The organism is Actinophytocola sp. NPDC049390, assembly GCF_044466355.1.
Classification (GTDB): domain Bacteria; phylum Actinomycetota; class Actinomycetes; order Mycobacteriales; family Pseudonocardiaceae; genus Actinophytocola.
Genome location: NZ_JBITMQ010000003.1, coordinates 309,500 through 326,732, shown reverse-complemented (window position 1 = coordinate 326,732; position 17,233 = coordinate 309,500). Strand labels below are relative to the sequence as shown.

17 protein-coding genes are annotated in these 17,233 nt (G+C 69.7%); 7 read left to right on the top strand and 10 right to left on the bottom strand.

Annotation, left to right across the window (positions count from 1 at the left end; all coding sequences use genetic code 11):
• Positions 1 to 62: 62 nt before the first annotated feature.
• The 3 genes from ppgK to ACIBVP_RS12525 all read left to right on the top strand — a co-directional run bounded on the left by ppgK (position 63) and on the right by ACIBVP_RS12525 (position 3,022).
• The gene (gene ppgK / locus ACIBVP_RS12535; RefSeq protein WP_396106184.1) at positions 63 to 824 is read left to right on the top strand and encodes a polyphosphate--glucose phosphotransferase; all 762 of its coding nucleotides are present in this window, start codon (positions 63 to 65) and stop codon (positions 822 to 824) included.
• Between the two features lie 160 nt (positions 825 to 984).
• Positions 985 to 2,355: an RNA polymerase sigma factor gene (locus ACIBVP_RS12530; protein WP_396106422.1), complete on the top strand. Its 1,371-nt coding sequence runs from the start codon at positions 985 to 987 to the stop codon at positions 2,353 to 2,355.
• Positions 2,356 to 2,446: 91 nt separating this feature from the next.
• Positions 2,447 to 3,022: a DinB family protein gene (locus ACIBVP_RS12525; protein WP_396106183.1), complete on the top strand. Its 576-nt coding sequence runs from the start codon at positions 2,447 to 2,449 to the stop codon at positions 3,020 to 3,022.
• 336 nt (positions 3,023 to 3,358) lie between these two features.
• Here the strand turns inward: ACIBVP_RS12525 and ACIBVP_RS12520 are convergent, their stop codons facing one another.
• The gene (locus tag ACIBVP_RS12520; protein ID WP_396106182.1) at positions 3,359 to 4,273 is read right to left on the bottom strand and encodes an NADP-dependent oxidoreductase; all 915 of its coding nucleotides are present in this window, start codon (positions 4,271 to 4,273) and stop codon (positions 3,359 to 3,361) included.
• A gap of 105 nt (positions 4,274 to 4,378) precedes the next feature.
• Between ACIBVP_RS12520 and ACIBVP_RS12515 the strand changes: the two genes are divergently transcribed.
• Positions 4,379 to 4,786 carry a winged helix-turn-helix transcriptional regulator gene (locus tag ACIBVP_RS12515; RefSeq protein ID WP_396106181.1) on the top strand — a complete coding sequence of 136 codons (408 nt, stop codon included), beginning with the start codon at positions 4,379 to 4,381 and terminating at the stop codon, positions 4,784 to 4,786.
• Positions 4,787 to 4,797: 11 nt separating this feature from the next.
• Here ACIBVP_RS12515 and ACIBVP_RS12510 read toward each other — a convergent pair whose 3' ends face one another.
• Positions 4,798 to 5,592, bottom strand: coding sequence for an EamA family transporter (locus ACIBVP_RS12510; RefSeq protein ID WP_396106421.1), 795 nt, complete (start codon positions 5,590 to 5,592; stop codon positions 4,798 to 4,800).
• 271 nt (positions 5,593 to 5,863) lie between these two features.
• Between ACIBVP_RS12510 and ACIBVP_RS12505 the strand changes: the two genes are divergently transcribed.
• The gene (locus ACIBVP_RS12505; protein ID WP_396106180.1) at positions 5,864 to 6,055 is read left to right on the top strand and encodes a hypothetical protein; all 192 of its coding nucleotides are present in this window, start codon (positions 5,864 to 5,866) and stop codon (positions 6,053 to 6,055) included.
• Between the two features lie 70 nt (positions 6,056 to 6,125).
• Here the strand turns inward: ACIBVP_RS12505 and ACIBVP_RS12500 are convergent, their stop codons facing one another.
• From ACIBVP_RS12500 to ACIBVP_RS12470, 7 genes are all read right to left on the bottom strand, one after another.
• Positions 6,126 to 7,343, bottom strand: a complete 1,218-nt coding sequence (locus ACIBVP_RS12500) for an MFS transporter (RefSeq protein WP_396106179.1) — start codon at positions 7,341 to 7,343, stop codon at positions 6,126 to 6,128.
• 1 nt (position 7,344) lies between these two features.
• Positions 7,345 to 7,821, bottom strand: coding sequence for a MarR family winged helix-turn-helix transcriptional regulator (locus ACIBVP_RS12495; protein WP_396106178.1), 477 nt, complete (start codon positions 7,819 to 7,821; stop codon positions 7,345 to 7,347).
• Between the two features lie 33 nt (positions 7,822 to 7,854).
• Positions 7,855 to 8,991 (bottom strand): ROK family protein, encoded by a 1,137-nt coding sequence (locus ACIBVP_RS12490; RefSeq protein WP_396106420.1) that lies wholly within the window; start codon positions 8,989 to 8,991, stop codon positions 7,855 to 7,857.
• Positions 8,992 to 9,058: 67 nt separating this feature from the next.
• Positions 9,059 to 10,489 carry a sugar ABC transporter permease gene (locus ACIBVP_RS12485; RefSeq protein WP_396106177.1) on the bottom strand — a complete coding sequence of 477 codons (1,431 nt, stop codon included), beginning with the start codon at positions 10,487 to 10,489 and terminating at the stop codon, positions 9,059 to 9,061.
• A gap of 27 nt (positions 10,490 to 10,516) precedes the next feature.
• Positions 10,517 to 11,290 carry an ATP-binding cassette domain-containing protein gene (locus ACIBVP_RS12480; protein ID WP_396106176.1) on the bottom strand — a complete coding sequence of 258 codons (774 nt, stop codon included), beginning with the start codon at positions 11,288 to 11,290 and terminating at the stop codon, positions 10,517 to 10,519.
• A 78-nt stretch (positions 11,291 to 11,368) separates the two neighbouring features.
• Entirely contained in the window at positions 11,369 to 12,499 is a 1,131-nt protein-coding gene (locus tag ACIBVP_RS12475; RefSeq protein ID WP_396106175.1) for a sugar ABC transporter substrate-binding protein, read from the bottom strand.
• 503 nt (positions 12,500 to 13,002) lie between these two features.
• Complete coding sequence (locus tag ACIBVP_RS12470) at positions 13,003 to 14,748, bottom strand: DEAD/DEAH box helicase (protein WP_396106174.1); 1,746 nt, start codon at positions 14,746 to 14,748, stop codon at positions 13,003 to 13,005.
• 193 nt (positions 14,749 to 14,941) lie between these two features.
• Here ACIBVP_RS12470 and ACIBVP_RS12465 point away from each other — a divergent pair, with 193 nt between their 5' ends.
• Positions 14,942 to 16,018 (top strand): YihY/virulence factor BrkB family protein, encoded by a 1,077-nt coding sequence (locus ACIBVP_RS12465; protein WP_396106419.1) that lies wholly within the window; start codon positions 14,942 to 14,944, stop codon positions 16,016 to 16,018.
• Positions 16,019 to 16,022: 4 nt separating this feature from the next.
• On the opposite strand, the gene ACIBVP_RS12460 is transcribed toward ACIBVP_RS12465, so the two are convergent.
• Positions 16,023 to 16,265, bottom strand: a complete 243-nt coding sequence (locus tag ACIBVP_RS12460; protein ID WP_396106173.1) for a DUF3039 domain-containing protein — start codon at positions 16,263 to 16,265, stop codon at positions 16,023 to 16,025.
• 51 nt (positions 16,266 to 16,316) lie between these two features.
• Between ACIBVP_RS12460 and ACIBVP_RS12455 the strand changes: the two genes are divergently transcribed.
• A complete protein-coding gene (locus tag ACIBVP_RS12455) occupies positions 16,317 to 17,156 on the top strand; it encodes a sporulation protein (protein ID WP_396106172.1) in 840 nt (279 codons plus the stop codon).
• Positions 17,157 to 17,233: the final 77 nt, after the last annotated feature.

Here is a 17,233-nt window from a genome sequence, read left to right as displayed (position 1 = left end):
ACCACATCCGGCTAACCTCCGGGGAAAGCGGTACTGAATCGAGTACGAAGGGACCCGCGGGGATGGCTGCAACCCTCGGCTTCGGCGTGGACATCGGTGGTTCGGGCATCAAGGGAGGCGTGGTCGACCTCGACGCGGGCAAGCTCGTCGGCGAGCGGCTGCGGATTCCCACCCCGGACCCGTCGAAGCCGGACGCTGTCGCGGACGTCGTCAAGCACATCGTCGACGAGTTCGACTGGACCGGGCCGGTCGGTGTGACGCTGCCCGCGGTGATCAAGCGCGGGATCGCGCACACCGCCGCGAACATCGACAAGACCTGGCTGAACACCGACGCACAGTCGCTGTTCGCCGAGCGGCTCAAGCGCGAGCACGACGAGGTCGTGGTCCTGAACGACGCGGACGCGGCCGGCATCGCCGAGATCTCCTACGGCTGGCCGGACGACCGCGAGGGCGTCGTCGTGCTGCTGACGTTCGGCACCGGCATCGGCAGCGCGCTGTTCCGGGACGGCAAGCTCATCCCCAACACCGAGTTCGGCCACCTCGAGGTCGACGGCCACGACGCGGAGACCCGCGCCGCGGCCTCGGTGAAGGAGGAGAACGACCTGTCCTGGGCCGAGTGGGCGGGCCGGGTGACCAGGTACATCCGCAGCCTCGAGGACCTCATCTGGCCGGACCTGATCATCGCTGGTGGCGGGGTCAGCAAGAAGGCCGACAAGTGGCTGCCGCTGCTCGAGGTGCGGACCAAGGTCGTGGCCGCCGAACTGCGCAACGACGCGGGCATCGTGGGCGCCGCGCGGGCCGTCAAGGTCGGCCACCACGGCTGAGATTCACTGATCGCGTCGCGGGTCCGCACCCGCGGCGCGGTGTTCGTCGTTACAATGGAACAGTGCCCTGGGCCGAGGCCCCCGGGCTTTCCCCCGAACTCCGGCAGGTCAGGCATCCATATGTCTGACGTTGCCCGTGATGAGCAGCGAAAGGGCGTACGTGGCAGCCGCACGAACCGCATCCCGACGCTCCACCGCTTCGGCGGGCGCGGCCAAGTCGGCCAACGCCCAGCCGGACACCGACGAGTCGACCGAGAAGCCGAGCTTGAAGACCGCAGCCAAGAAGACGGCGGGCGCCGCCAAGACGACCCGTGCCCCCCGCAAGACGGCGACCAAGTCCGCCGGCCCGAAGAAGACGAAGGCCGACGCGACCAAGAAGGCCGCTTCTCCCGCCGACGGCGAGCCAGGTGACGGCGAGGAGCCCGACCTCGACTCCCCCGACCTGGAGGACCTTGAGGACGTCGACCTCGAGACCGACGTGGTGGACGCGGCGGTCGCCGACGACGTCGAGGAGAAGGACCCCAAGGAGAGCAAGGACGGCGACTTCGTCTGGGACGAGGAGGAGTCGGAGGCCCTGCGGCAGGCCCGCAAGGACGCCGAGCTCACCGCGTCGGCCGACTCCGTCCGCGCCTACCTGAAGCAGATCGGCAAGGTGGCGCTGCTCAACGCCGAGGAGGAGGTCGAGCTCGCCAAGCGGATCGAAGCCGGCCTCTACGCGGCGGAGCGGGTGCGCAAGGCCGAGGAGGAGTCCGCGGAAAAGCTGAACCCGCAGCTGCGCCGCGACCTGCGGTGGATCGTCCGCGACGGTGAGCGCGCCAAGAACCACCTGCTGGAGGCGAACCTCCGCCTCGTGGTGTCCCTGGCCAAGCGCTACACCGGCCGTGGCATGGCGTTCCTGGACCTGATCCAGGAGGGCAACCTGGGCCTGATCCGTGCGGTCGAGAAGTTCGACTACACCAAGGGCTACAAGTTCTCCACCTACGCCACGTGGTGGATCCGCCAGGCGATCACCCGCGCGATGGCCGACCAGGCCCGCACCATCCGCATCCCGGTGCACATGGTCGAGGTCATCAACAAGCTGGGCCGCATCCAGCGCGAGCTGCTCCAGGACCTCGGCCGCGAGCCGACGCCGGAGGAGCTGGCGAAGGAAATGGACATCACCCCGGAGAAGGTGCTGGAGATCCAGCAGTACGCCCGGGAGCCCATCTCGCTGGACCAGACCATCGGTGACGAGGGCGACAGCCAGCTCGGTGACTTCATCGAGGACTCCGAGGCGGTCGTCGCGGTCGACGCGGTGTCGTTCACGCTCCTGCAGGACCAGCTGCAGTCGGTGCTGGCGACGCTGTCCGAGCGCGAGGCGGGCGTGGTCCGGCTGCGTTTCGGTCTCACCGACGGCCAGCCGCGCACCCTCGACGAGATCGGCCAGGTCTACGGCGTGACGCGTGAGCGCATCCGCCAGATCGAGTCGAAGACCATGTCGAAGCTGCGCCACCCGTCACGGTCGCAGGTCCTGCGCGACTACCTCGAGTGATTCTGGCGATCCAGCGTCGCTGACGTGCTTCAATGCATCCCCGCCGCCCCGTCTGGGCGGCGGGGATGCTGATTTCTGGGAGGTAGGTCAGTTGGACGCGAACGTTCCCCCGGTGCCCGACGAGAGATCGGGCCTGCTCGGGTTCATCGCCCAGCAGAGGCGGGTGCTGAAGCACGCCGCGCACGGGCTGACCGAGGAGCAGCTGCGTGCCACGCCGAGCGCGAGCGCGCTGTCGGTCGGCGGGCTGCTCAAGCACGTGGCGTTCACCGAGCGCGGCTGGACGAACCGGATCACGGGCGGACCGGAGCCGTCGGGCGCGGAGGGCTACAACCAGCAGTTCGAGCTGTCGGAGTCGGACACCCTCGAAAGCCTGCTCGCCGACATCGACGCCGCGGCCGCCGAGACCGAGGCGGCCGTCGCGGACGTCGACCTGGGCCACCCGGTGCCGGTCCCGAAGGGCCAGCCGTGGTTCCCGAAGGACATCGAGGCCTGGTCGGTGCGCTGGGTACTGCTGCACCTGATCGAGGAGATCGCCCGGCACGCGGGCCACGCGGACATCATCCGCGAGTCCCTCGACGGCGCAACCGGCATCGAACTCCTAGCCGCCGCGGAAAACTGGCCAGAGTCACCATGGCTAAAACCGTGGCACCCCAAGCAACCCACCTGACCCAAAAAACCCCACCTCGCGAGTCGCGCTCCCGCACACAACGAGTCGTCGGCCTCATGCAGACGACACATGCACAAACCAACAACTCACTACGCCCGCGAACGCGACTCGCGACGTCTCAGACCCGCGAGTCGCGCTCCCACACACAACGAGTTGCCCGCTTCATGCAAGGCGACACATGCACGAAACCGACAACTCACTGTGTCTGCGAACGCGACTCGCGGGGTCTGAGACTCGCGAGTCGCGCTCCCGCGCACAACGAGTTGTCCGCTTCATGCAAGGCGACACATGCATGGAACTGACAACTCAGTGTGTTTGGGGGCGCGACTCGCGGGGTTATGGGGTTAGGACCAGGCGGCCTCGTAGGTTGCCTTTTTCGGTGCGGCGGTGGGCTTTCGCTACTTCCGTCAAGGGGAGGGTGTCCGCCACTCTTGGGGTGACCTGGGGAATCAGCTCGGCCAGGCGTTTGCCGTCGGCGCGGACCATCACGTTTTTCACTCGGGTGCCGCGCAGTGGGGGTGGGGCCGCGCCGGCGATCACCGCGACGAAGGTGCCGCCGCCTCGCAGTGCGTCCAGTGCCCCCACTCCCAGTACGGCCGCGTCGAGCACGCTGTCCACCCCGCCCGGGACGGCCTGCCGCACCGACTCCGCGAGCGGCGCCGACCTCGGCACGAAGGTCTCCGCGCCCAGTCCGCGCACCAGCTCCTCGTCGCCGTCGCCCGCGGCCGCGACCACCCGCAGTCCGCGGGCCTTCGCCAGCTCGACCGCGAACCCGCCGACCCCGCCCGCCGCGCCCGTGACGAGGACCGTCGCGCCCTCGGCCAGGTCGAGCACGTCGAGCGCCTGCGCGGCCGTCAGCACGTTCAACGGCAGTGTGGCCGCCGGGACCGGGTCCAGGTCGGTTCGCGCGACCGTGTCCGCGTCGAGCACCACGAACTCGGCGTGGGTCTTGGCCGGCAGGTCGAGCCGGTCGGAGAGCCCGGCCACGCGGTCGCCGACCGCGAACCCCTCGACGCCCGCGCCGACCGCGTCGATCACCCCCGCCACGTCCCAGCCCGCGCCGACCGGTGGGGTGGCCGCCATGAGGCCGGCCTCGGCCAACCAGCCCGCGCGGGTCGCGATGTCCACCGGGTTCACCGCGGCCGCCTCGACGCGGATCAGCACCTGGTCCGCACCCGGCGACGGCACCGGGACGTCGGCCACCGCCAGCACCTCCGGTCCGCCGAACGACCGGACGATCACTGCTCGCATCACTGTCTCCCTCGTGTTTCAGTGCCTGTGCGGCAAACCGTAGGAGGGGTACTCTCCATTCGTAAGTAGGCACCTGAAGGTGCGTTACCTTCTGGGAGGTTCGCCATGCCGACGAAGACGGCCGCCGCCCGGCGCGAGGAGGCCCGCGCGGCGTACGACGCGTTCCTGGCCGCGTGCCCGACCCGCAAGCTGCTCCACCGGATCAGCGACAAGTGGGTGAGCCTCGTCCTCGTGGCGCTCGCGGAGGGGCCGCGCCGGTACAACGACATCGCCCGCGCGATCGCGGGGGTGAGCCAGAAGATGCTCACGCAGACGCTGCGGACCCTCGAACGAGACGGTCTGGTGACGAGGACCGTCACCCCGGCGGTGCCCGTGCGCGTCGACTACGAACTCACGGCACTCGGTCACACGTTGCTGCCGGTCATGCGGGCGATCAAGGTCTGGGCGGAGGCACACATCGAGGAGGTCGAGTCGGCGCGGGTCGCGTACGACCCGAAGCCGGCACGAGCCTGACTGGAGTGTGACTAGAGCGGCTCGGGTCGCGAGTCCCGCTCGCGCGTCCGCATCGTGAGACCCAGTACGACCGCGAGGATCCCCAACGCCTCGGGCAGGCTCGGCACCTGGCGCAGCACGACCAGCCCGATCACGGTCGCTGTCACCGGCAGCAACGCCAGGAGCAGCGCGAACGCCGCCTGACCGGTGCGCCGCAACACGATCTGGTCGAGGACGTACGGGACCACTGTGGACAACACGCCCACCCCGACGCCGAGCAGCAGCAGACGTGGCGAAGTCCACACCGGACCGGCCCCGAAGGCCAAAGGGGACAAAACCACCGTCGCGACCGCGAAACCGACGGCCAGACCGTCCACTCCGAGGCCGAGAGATGCGACACGTTTGCCGAGAACGATGTATCCGGCCCAGAGCACGGCTGCGCTGAGAGCGAACACGACACCGAGCGGGCTGCCCGTCCAGCGGACGTCCGCGATGAGCACGACGCCCGCGACCACGAACAACAACGCTCCGAAGTCGCGTACGGAGCGTGACCCCAGCGCGGCCACGAGAACGGGTCCGACGAACTCGAGCGCGACCGCCGTGCCGAGCGGCAGCCGGTCGATCGCCTCGTAGAACGCGACGTTCATGCCCGCGGTGACCACCCCGAACACAGCGGCGAGCCAGAAGACTTTCCCACGCCAGGCCGCACGTCCGGGCCGTCGCCATGCCAAGAGGACGATCGCCGCGCCACACACCCGCAGCCACGCGACGGCCGAAGGGGACGCCACGTCGAAGAGCCAGACCGCGGCCGCGGCACCGAGGTACATGGACACGCCGCCGGTCACGAAGAGTAACGGCGCGGGGATGCGTTCGCTGGCTAGCACACGTCCGACGAATTTCACCAGAAGATCCTGCAATCCGAGATTCCCGATACGACAACCGGGTTAAATCGTGTGTCGAGTGATCTCTCATTCGGTCCGGGAACACTGACGGGAGCGAAAACGTCTGAGAGAGTAGAGGCAGCGACACCGCGCCAGCAGTGGTCGCAGCCGAACACGGCACCGGGCCACCGGATGCCGGGACGGAGGGAGATTAGCCATGAACACGACGCTCACCCGCCCCGACCTGACCGCCGCTGACCGCTGCGACCGCTGCGGCGCCGCCGCGCAGGTACGGGCCATTCTTCCCTCCGGCGGCGAGCTCCTCTTCTGCGGCCACCACGCCCGGAAGCACCAGGAGCGCCTGAAGGAGCTGGAAGCAGACCTGCAGCAGGGCCAGCCGCAGGCCTGACCCAGCCAGACCCACAACCGAACAGCGACTTGCGACGAGGCGGGACCCGGGACGACGGGTCCCGCCTCGCCTATAAGCGGAAGCGGCGCAGGCCGGGCGTGGACGCGGCGATCAGCATGACGGCCGCCACACATGCCACGCCGCCGCTGATCAGGGCGAAGGTGCCACTGGTGGCCGCGGCCACCAGGCCGCCGCGCAGGTTGCCGAGTTCGGGACCGCCCCGGCCGACGAGCTGTTCCGCGGCCGTGACCCGGCCCATCATCGCGTCCGGGGTGTGGAGCTGGACGATCGTGCTCCGTGCGACGACCGACACCGTGTCGGCGGCGCCCGCGACCACGAGCCACGCCAGGCCCAGCCACGGGTCCGTCGCGAGGGCGAAGGCCGCCAGCGCGACGCCCCACGCGGTCGCCCCCACGAGCATCACCACGCCCTGTCGCGCCCGCCGGGTGAACGTCCCCGACAGCGCCGACGCCACCACCCCGCCCACGGCCACCGCGGACATGAACAACCCGAACGTGCGCGGGTCGCCACCGAACCGTTCGGCGTTGACCAGCGGGAACAGGCTGATCGGCATCGACAGGACGGTCGCGGCCAGGTCGGTCAGCAGCGCGCCCCGCACCATCGGCGCGCGGATCAGGAACGCCAGCCCGTCCACGACGCCACGCAGGCCGGGCCGGGCGCCGGACGGGGTCGCCGCGGGCAGCCCGAACGCGCCCCACAACGCGGCGCAGAACGTGAGCGCGTCCACCACGTAGCACGCGCCGACACCCCACACCCCCAGCACCAGCCCGCCGAGCGCGGGTCCGGCGAGCATCGCGCTCTGGAACCCGATGCGGGTCAGGGCGAGACCCGCGGCCAGCTCGTCGCGCGCCAGCAGCAACGGCAGGAACGTGCGTGCCGCCGGCGCGCCTGCCGCGCTGAAACACGCCTGCACCGCCACGAGGCCCAGCAGCGTCAGGACCGGTAGGTGCAGGAAGAACGCCTGCAGTGCGAGCAGGACGGAACACGCCGCCTGCCCGATCATGGCGAGCAGGTAGAGCCGCCGCCGGTCGTGCCTGTCCACGAGCGAGCCCGCGAACAGGCCGAACACGAGCAGCGGGAGGGCCTGCGCCATACCGACCGCGCCGGTCCAGACCACGCTCCCCGTCATGTCCCACACCTGGAACAGCACCGCGACGATCGTCATCTGGCTGCCGAAGCCGGACGCCGTCTGCCCGAACCACAGCCGCCGGTAGACCGGAACCCGCCGCAGTGGCCCGAGGTCGACGAAGGCGTGCTTCAGCGCCATGTCACCGCCACCCCGGATCGTCGGCGAGCCGCGCCGCGATCCGGTCGTGGAAGCTCCTGCGGGACAGCGCCTCCTCGATGTCGCGGACGACCTGGCTGAGCGGGTACGGCAGCTCCGCCTCCAGCTCGGCGGACGCCGCCTCCGTGGCGCGCCACTCCGCGGCCAGCTTGCCGGCCAACGCCGTCGCGGCCGGGGTGAGGGACACGCGCTTGCTCCGCGCGTCCGGGCCCCTGGTGACCTCGACGAGCCCGGCCGCCTTCATGGCCGCCACCTTCTGGCTCAGTGCCGAGTGCGTTCGCTGCACGGATTCGGCCAGCTCACGGATGGTCATCGGGCCGCGGTGGTGCAGGCGCAGCAGCTCCATGACGTAGGTCGGCTTGATGTCCGTACCGGCGTACAGACGGGCGATGTCGTCGTCCATGCGCGCCAGCAGCAGCCGCAGTGGACGCCAGAGACCTTCTTCGGTGGGATCGGTCACCCACCGAATGTAACAGCACTTATATAAGCACTGTCATACCGCGTCGAGGACCGGTTCGAACGCCAGCTCGGCCGCGCCGAGCAACGTGCAGTCCGCGCCCAGCGTCGACACCTCGATCCGCGTACCACCCACCGCCCGGCTGACGAGGCTGCGCCGTCGAACCTCTTGTGCCACATCGGAAATCAGCGTCGCGGGAAGCGCGGTGAACAGGTCACCCAGCACGACCAGCTCCGGGCCGAGCACGTTCACGACGTTGACCAGACCGACCGTGAGCCACTCCGTGAACTCCGCCAGCTGCTCGCGGACCTGGTCCGGCGACGCCGCGAGCGCCCGCAGCTCGGCGACCACCGCCCCGCGCGGCGCGCTCTCGCGCAGGCCGAGCGCACGGCACAGGGCTGGCTCCCCGACCTCGGTCTCCCAGCAGCCCTTGCTGCCGCAGTAACAGGCGCGGCCGGCCGGGTTCACCATCATGTGGCCGAGTTCGCCCACGTACCCCGCGGTGCCGCGCAGCGCCGACCCGTCGGAGATCACCCCACCACCGACACCGACGTCCGCCGACACGTACACCGCGTCGGAGGCACCGCGGGCCGTACCGCGCAGGTGCTCGGCCAGCGCGCCCAGCTCCGCGTCGTTGCCGACCACGACCGGCACGTCGAGCACCGTCGCCAGCCGCTCGCCGAGCGGCACGTCCGTCCAGTGCAGGTTGGGCGCCTCGTGCACCAGCCCGTCCGACCGGCGGACCACGCCCGGCACCGACACCCCGCCCGCGACCATCGTCACGCCGAGGTCGGCCGCCAGCACGACGGCCGAGTCGTAGACGTGCGTGACCACTTCCTCCGGCTCACGGGTCCGCACCCGCAGGTTCCAGCTGTTGCGGCCGAGGATCTCGCCACCGAGCCCGACCAGCGCGATCGAGACCTGGTCGACCCGCACGTCGACCGCGAGCACCACGGCCGCGTGCGGTTGCGGCAGGACCAGGAGCGACGGGCGCCCCGCGCCGCTGCGCTGGCGGGGCACCCGCTCCTGGACCACACCGGCCTCGGCGAGCCCGTCCACGAGGGCCTTGATCGTGCTGCGGTTGAGCCCGAGCTCTGCCGCGAGCGACGCCCTCGTGCACGGGCCGCCGACGTGGAGCCTCCTCAACAGGACGGTGCGGTTGTGCCTGCGCACTTCGTCGGGCCGGGCGCCCAGCGGCGTGCCCGACTGTGTGCTGGTCAAACCCCTCGCTCCTGTCCGGTTACCTTGATGCTACGGCAGCCCTCCGGCGGGACAGCGCGTCGACCGTGGCCGCCAGCAGCAGCACCAGACCGGTGATGATGTTGACCACCGCGGCGGGCTGGTCGAGCAACCCGAGACCGTTGTTCACGGTCGCGAGCACCAGGCCACCGATCACCGCGTGGGCCACCTTGCCGCGGCCACCGAACAGCGACGTGCCACCGATGACCGCGGCGCCGACCGCGAACAGCAGTGTGTTCAGGCCACCGGCCTGCGGGTCGACCGAGCCCGCCTTGGACGAGTACACGATCGCACCGATCGCGGCCGCCGCGGACGACACCACGAAGACACTCGCCCTGATCTTGCTCACGTTGATGCCGGCGCGTCGCGCGGCCTCGGCGTTTCCGCCGACCGCGTAGATGTGCCTGCCGTAACGGGTGCGGTTGAGCGCGAACGTCCCGATGACCAGCAGGCCCAGGATGATCGGCACCACGTACGGCACGCCCTGGATGGTCACCAGGTCCGGGTTGGGCGAGCGGTTCAGCGTGAACAGGACGGTCGCGATGACCGCGATGGCGCCGACGACCGCGACCCGGCCGACCACGATCGGCGTCGGCTTGGTGACGAGGCCCTTGCGCAGGCGCGAGAAGTGCTCGCCGAGCACCACGATCGCGTAGCCACCGCCCGCGATCAGGCAGAGCACCCAGCTGCCGAGCACCGACAGGTTGCCGTTGGCCACGTTGAACAGCACCTGCGAGGTGCGGATGCCGAGCACGCCACCCTGCCCGATGAACTGCAGGATCACGCCCTGCCAGGTGATGAACAGCGCGAGGGTCACCACGAACGACGGCATGCCGATCTTGGAGACCATGAAGCCGGAGATGCAGCCGATCGCCGCACCGACGCACACCGCGAGCAGCATCTCGAGCCACGCGTTGGGCTCGACGCCGAGCAGCGCCATGGCGAACGCGATGAGGGCGAACACCGCACCGGCCCAGATCCGCATGACGAACGCGAGGAACGCGGCGAGCAGCATGCCGAGCTCGAACACCCAGAACACGGTCGTGCCCATGCCGCCGAGCAGGTTGCCCGCCTCGACGTAGTGCATGGCCATCACCGAGGCGCAGACGCCGGACGCAGTGCCGGCGGACAGGTCGATCTCACCGAGGAGCAGGACGAAGACCAGCCCCATCGCGATGATGATCTGGCCCGCGCCCTGCGCGATCAGGTTCGACGTGTTGTTCAACGTCAGGAAGTTCTCCGACAGCGTGGAGAAGATGATCACCAGTACCGCGAGGCCCAGCAGGGCGGGCAGCGAGCCCAGCTCACCGCCACGCAGCTTGGCGAAGTAGTCCCGGATCGCCTCGCCGGTGGACTGGGAGGTGGTGTCGATGCCGAAGTCGGAGATCGCGTTGCCGGAGTGCGACTCGGCCTTGGCGGGGGTTTCGGTCATGAGAGAGGGGTCCTCGGGTGAGAAGAGCTAGAGGGTGACTTGCTCTGGGCGGGCGAGGCCGAGATCGCCGGAGCGGCCCGCGGTGATCAGCTCGACCACCTGGCTGTGCGTCGTCTCCTTGACCGGCAGGTCGGCGACCATGCGGCCGAGGTAGAGCGTCGAGATCCGGTCGGCGACCTCGAACACGTCGGCCATGTTGTGGCTGATCAGCACGACCCCGAGGCCCTGCTCGGCAAGCCTGCGCACCAGGTCGAGGACCTGGCGGGTCTGCGCGACGCCCAGCGCCGCGGTCGGCTCGTCGAGCAGCACGACCTTCGAGTCCCACAGCACGGCCTTGGCGATGGCGACGGTCTGCCGCTGCCCGCCGGAGAGCGCGGCGACCGGCGTGCGCACCGACTTCACCGTGCGCACCGACAGCGACGCGAGCGTCTCGCGGGCGGCCCTCTCCATGCTCGACTCGTCCATCAGCCACCGGGAGCCGCGCTCCCTGCCGAGGAACATGTTCTGCACGACGTCGAGGTTGTCGGCGAGCGCGAGGTCCTGGTACACGACCTCGATGCCGAGGTTCGCGGCTTCCTTCGGGCTGTGGATCGTGACCGGACTGCCGCGGAAGCGGACCTCGCCGGAGTCCATCGGGTAGATCCCGGCCACGCACTTGATGAGCGTGGACTTACCGGCCCCGTTGTCGCCGACGAGCGCGGTGACCTCACCGGCCCGGACCGTGAAGTCGACGTCGTGCAGGACGTGCACGGGGCCGAAGCTCTTGTTGATCCCGATCAGCTCGAGAAGGGGTTCACTCATGTCTGGGACTTCCTCCTGCCAGGGCCGGCCGCACCCGGTGGCTCGGGGGGGTGCGGCCGGCCCTGGCTGAAACAGGGATCAGGAGATGCCGGCTTCGGTGCAGGCGGCCTGCAGGTCGCCGGTGCACACCTCTTCGGCCTTGACGTAGCCCTCGTCGATGACGCGCTTGACGTCCGCCTTGGTGATCAGGAACGGCTCGAGCAGGACGGACTTGACCTTGCGCTTGCCGGTCGGGTCGTCGCTCTCGTCGGTCGCGATCTTGTCCGCGGCGGCCTTGTCGCCCTTGGCGAGCGCGGCGGCCAGCTTGGCCGTCGCCTCGGCCTCTTCCTTGATCGGCTTGAAGACGGTCATGTACTGGTCACCGGCGAGGATGGCCTTCAGGCCGTCGGCGGTGGCGTCCTGGCCGGTCACGGGGACCTTGCCGTTCAGCTTGTACTTCTTCAGCACGGTGATCACCGCGCCCGCGAGGCCGTCGTTGGCGGCGACCACGCCGTCGACCTTGCTGCCGTTGCTGGTGAAGATCTGCTCGAAGGTCGTGCCGCCGACCTGGTTGTCCCAGTTGTCGATCGGCTGCGAGCGGACCAGCTTGAACTTGCCGGAGTCGTACAGCGGCTTGAGCACCTTCTGCTGGCCGTTGTAGAAGAGGGTCGCGTTGTTGTCCGTCGGCGCGCCCTCGATCTCGATGATCTGGGCGCCGTCCGGGGCGTCCTTGAGCGCGTCGGCCATGCCCTGGCCCTGCAGCTCGCCGACCTTCACGTTGTCGAACGACACGTAGTAGTCGGAGCTGCCGCCGAGGTTCAGGCGGTCGTAGTCGATGGTGGGGATGCCCTGGGCGTTGGCCTTCTGCGCGACGGTGCCGCCCAGCTCGCTGTTGATCGAGGCGATGATCAGGACCTTGACGCCGTCGTTGATCATGCCGTCGGCCAGCGTGGCGAACTTCTGCACGTCACCCTGGGCGTTCTCGATGTGGGGGTCGAGACCCTCGGCCTTCAGCGCGGCCTCCAGGTAGGGCTTGTCGAAGCCCTCCCACCGCGCCGAGGTGGCGGTCTCGGGCAGAATGACGCCGACCGGGATGCCTTCGCCGGACGAGTTGCCGCCGGTTCCCTGGTCGTCGTTGCTCTGCGGTGACTCCTGGTTGGCACCACACGCCGACACGGCAAGGGTCAGACCCAGCCCCGCGGCGAGGAGAGCAAGCCTTTTACTGCGCATTCATCGGTCCCTTCACGGTCGGTCTGGTGGCGTCGCGCCAACCCCAGCCGAAATGTTGCGGTGCACAACATATGCCTGCGAGGCTTGTGAGGGAAGCCACGGAAAGGCCCTCTCACGACACAGTTTGGCAACGAACCGGCCATATGGCGGTCATCGACCTTGAGAACTGCGCTGGCATGCGCACCGGGCACGAAGCGTAGCCAGACGCGCCCTCGATCGCGAGAGGCCTTTGGTCCCGCGGGAGGCATTCACCGGATCGTGGCGCGTGTCGGCAAGCTCTTTACCAGGGTGGATGCTTGTCGGGGTGGACGCAGGCACGGATGGCGGGAGGGACGTCACCCTATCGGGAAGCCGATTACCGAAAGTTGCGGAAACGGGGGCTTGCGCTGGGGGCTCAGTGGTGCGTGGCGCTGGGGCGCGGGTTGGGCGTCAGGTGCTCGATGCACTGAAGGACCCCTTCGGTGTGCCGGGCACGTGCCGAAGGGGTCCTTCAGTGCATGGGGTCACCAGGAGCGCAGTGTCGCGATCCGCTCCTCCAGCTGCTCCACCGTCGCCATCGCGGTCGGCGGGCCCGCGCACACGCGGCGCAGCTCGCTGTGGATCATGCCGTGTGGCTTGCCCGTGCGGTGGTGGTACATCGCGACCAGGGTGTTCAGCTCCTTGCGCAGCCCGGTCAACCGCTCGGCCACCGACTGCGGACGTGGCGTCGGCGCCGCCTCCGGTTCGGTGTTCGCCGCCTGCTTCGTGCGGTTCTCCAACTGCTTGGCCTGCCGCTGCCGCAGCAGTGCCCGCACCTGGTCCGGTTCCAGCAGACCCGGCAGGCCCAGGTACTCCTGCTCCTCCTCCGTCCCGGCGAAGGCCGCCGTGCCGAACGACGAGCCGTCGTAGATCACCTGGTCCAGCTCGGCCGAGGCGGACAGCGCGGTGAACGCCTTCTCCTCCTCGCCCGGCTCGTCCTTCTGCCGGTTGGCGTCCGCCAGCAGCTCGTCGTCCCAGCCGTCCTTCTCGCGGTGGGGCTTGCCGAGCACGTGGTCGCGCTGAGCCTCCAGCTGCGCCGCCAGCTCCAGCAGCACCGGCACGCTCGGCAGGAACACGCTCGCCGTCTCCCCCGGGCGCCGGGCACGGACGAACCGGCCCACCGCCTGCGCGAAGAACAGCGGGGTGGACGCACTGGTCGCGTACACGCCCACCGCGAGGCGCGGCACGTCGACGCCCTCCGACACCATCCGCACCGCGACGAGCCAGCGGTCGTCCGACTCGGCGAACTCCGCGATCCTGCTGGACGCCTTCGGGTCGTCGGAGAGCACCACCACCGGTTCGCGGCCGGTCTGCTGGGTGAGGATCTTCGCGTACGCCTTCGCCGAGAGGTGGTCCGACGCGATCACCAGGCCACCCGCGTCCGGCACGCTCTGCCGCAGCTGCGCGAGCCGCAGGTCGGCGGCCTGCAGCACCGCGGGCACCCACTCGCCCTCCGGGTCCAGCGCGGTCCGCCACGCCCTCGCGGTCTGCTCGTTCGTCATCGGCTCGCCGAGGCGGGCCGTGAACTCCTCGCCCGCGCTGGTCCGCCAGCTCGCCTCACCCGAGTACGCCAGGAAGATCACCGGCCGGACCACGCCGTCGGCCAGCGCGTCGGAGTAGCCGTAGGTGTGGTCGGCCTTGCTGCGCATGAACCCGCCCGCGTCCGGCTCGTACGAGACGAACGGGATCGGCGAGTCGTCGCTGCGGAAGGGTGTCCCGGTCAGCGCCAGCCTGCGCACGGCGGGCGTGAACGCCTCCCGGATGCCGTCACCCCACGACTTGGCGTCGCCGCCGTGGTGGATCTCGTCGAGGATGACGAGGGTCTTGCGTTGCTCGGTCCGCACCCTGTGCAGCATCGGGTGCGCCGCGACCTGCGCGTACGTCACCGCGACGCCCGTGAAGTCGCTCGCGGTGGCACCCGCGGAGTTGCGGAAGTTCGGGTCGATCGGGATGCCCGCCGCCGCCGCGGCGGCGGCCCACTGGTACTTGAGGTGCTCCGTCGGCGTCACGATCGTGACGCGTTCGACCACCCGGTCCGCGAGCAGCTCGGCCGCCACGCGCAGCCCGAACACCGTTTTCCCCGCGCCGGGCGTCGCCACGGCGAGGAAGTCCTGCGGCTTGGACGTGAGGTACTTGGTGATCGCCCGGCGCTGCCACGCACGCAGTGGCCGTGAGCCCCCCGGCCGGACCGTCTGCTCCGCCGCCTGTTCCGTCCCCTGCACCGATGTCATTCGTCCGGCAGCTCCCCTCCTGGACGCACTCCTGGCACAACGAAGCCCTCAGCGGGCGACGTTGAGGGCGGGGATGACTTTACCTCTGGCACTTCGCGGGAGCGCGGCGCGACCCGCGAGGCGCGACACGTGGGTCACGATCTCGGGGACTGCCGCGCCAAGCGGCAGGCGATGGACCATGCTTGACCCTGAGATGAGCCCCCAGCCGCACCAGCCGCCGCACCACGCGACGCCGTCCACCGACGCACCGTCGCGGCGCGGGCCGCTGCGCCTGCTGAAGCGGACGTGGATCAAGGCGTGGGACGGCAACCTGTTCTCCGAGGCGGCCGAGGCCGCGTTCTGGCAGGTCCTGTCGCTGCCGCCGCTGCTGCTCGGGCTGCTGGGCAGCCTCGGCTACGTCGCGCAGTGGTTCGGCCAGGACGTGATCGACTCCGTCCACGACTCGATCATCGAGTGGTCGCACACGGCGTTCAGCAACAACGTGGTCGACGACATCATCCAGCCCACTGTGGACGACATCCTGCGCCACGGCCGCGGCGAGATCCTGACCGTCGGTTTCCTGATCTCCCTGTGGGCCGGCTCGTCGGCCATGTCGTCGTTCGTGGACGCGATCACCGTCGCGCACGACCAGTACGGGGTGCGCAACGAGGTGTGGCAGCGGATCTTCGCGCTGCTGCTCTACCTCGGCGCGCTGGTGCTGCTGGTGATCGGGCTGCCGATCCTCGCGCTCGGCCCCGACCTGCTGCCGAAGCTGTTCCCCGTCGCGTGGCGGCCCGACATCTCGGTCTGGGTGGACGCGTTCTACTACCCGGCGATCGGTGTGATGCTCGTCCTGGCGCTCGCGACGCTCTACAAGCTCGCGCTGCCGAGGAAGCTGCCGTGGCACCGCGGCCTGCCCGGCGCGGTGCTCGCCATGGTCGTGTTCCTGCTCGCGAGCATCGGGCTGCGGCTCTACATCTCGTGGATCACCACGACCGGCTACACCTACGGCGCGCTGGCCACACCGATCGCGTTCCTGCTGTTCACGTTCTTCATCGGCCTCGCGATCGTCATCGGGGCCTACTTCAACGCGGCGATCCAGGAGATGTGGCCCGCCCGCATGACCCGCCGCCAGCGACGCCGCTGGCGGCGGCTGGAGATGACCAGGGCCGCCAAGTCGGAGCCGCGTGCACCGCGGGAGCCGAAGCAACCGGCGGCGGACCACCCGTCGTCGAGCCCGAACGGGCAGGTCGGCCAGCCGAGGTCGGCGCCTCAGCAGCAGGACCTCTGACCGCTCAGTCGTCGCCGCCGGGCGGCAGGTTGTTGAAGATCTTCTGGCACTCGGGGCACACCGGCGAGCCGGGCTTGGGCGAACGTGTCACCGGGAAGACCTCTCCGCACAGCGCCACCACCAGCGAACCGGTGACCGCGCTCTCGGCGATCTTGTCCTTGCGGACGTAGTGGAACATCTTCGGGGTGTCGTCACCCGTGGTGTCCCGGGTGTCGGCATCCGGCTTCGTCAGTGTTTCGGTACTCACGGTGCAATGATGCCGGATCGAATCGATGACTCGCTCCGCAAGCTCCGCGAAATGACCGCGAACCGGCTCACCTGCTGGCAGGATGCGCCCATGTTCCAGAAGGTGATGGCCAGCTTCGGCCAGGGCGGCGCGACGGTGGACGCCCGCATCCTCGACCGCCACGTCCGCCCCGGCGGCACGCTGCACGGCGAGGTCATCCTCATCGGCGGCCAGGTCGACCAGGAGGTCGAGTCGCTGGCAGTGACCCTGCTGGCCAGGGTCGAGGAGGGGGAAGAAGGCCAGACCGTCGACCTGCCGTTCCAGAACGTGCAGCTCGCGGGCAAGGAACTCGTCCGCGCGGGCGCGCAGATCAAGGTGCCCTTCGAGGTGCAGATGCCGTGGGAGACCCCGGTGACCACCGTGCTGGGCAAGTACCTGACCGGCATGGCGGTCGGGCTCCAGACGAACCTGAACCTCGCCCGCACGGTCGTCGACCCGCAGGACGTGGACGCGATCCCGATCGAGCCGCTGCCCGCCCAGCACCGCATCCTCGACGCGCTGACCCGCATCGGCTTCAAGTTCCGCGACGCGAACCTGGAGAAGAACCGCATCGACGGCGTCGACCAGCAGCTGCCGTTCTTCCAGGAGATCAACTTCCAGCCGTCACCCGCGTTCGCGAACGTGTTCGACGAGGTGGCGGTGTCGTTCCTGGCCCGGCCGAGGGACGTGCAGGTCGTGCTGGACGTGCACAAGCGGGTCCGCGTGCTCAAGGGCGGCGGGCTCGGTGGCCGCACGCAGTCCCGGCTGGCCTCGTTCGTCGTCGAGTACGCCGCGATGGGCCGCACCAACTGGGAACAGCAGCTCGAGGGCTGGCTGCGCGAGGCGGCCAAGCCGAGGGCCATCTTCGACTGACCCCGTCGTCGTGGTCGTGGTCGTCGGCCCGGCCGCCCACCTGGAGCTGGACGACCCGGTCAAACGCGCGGCACCAC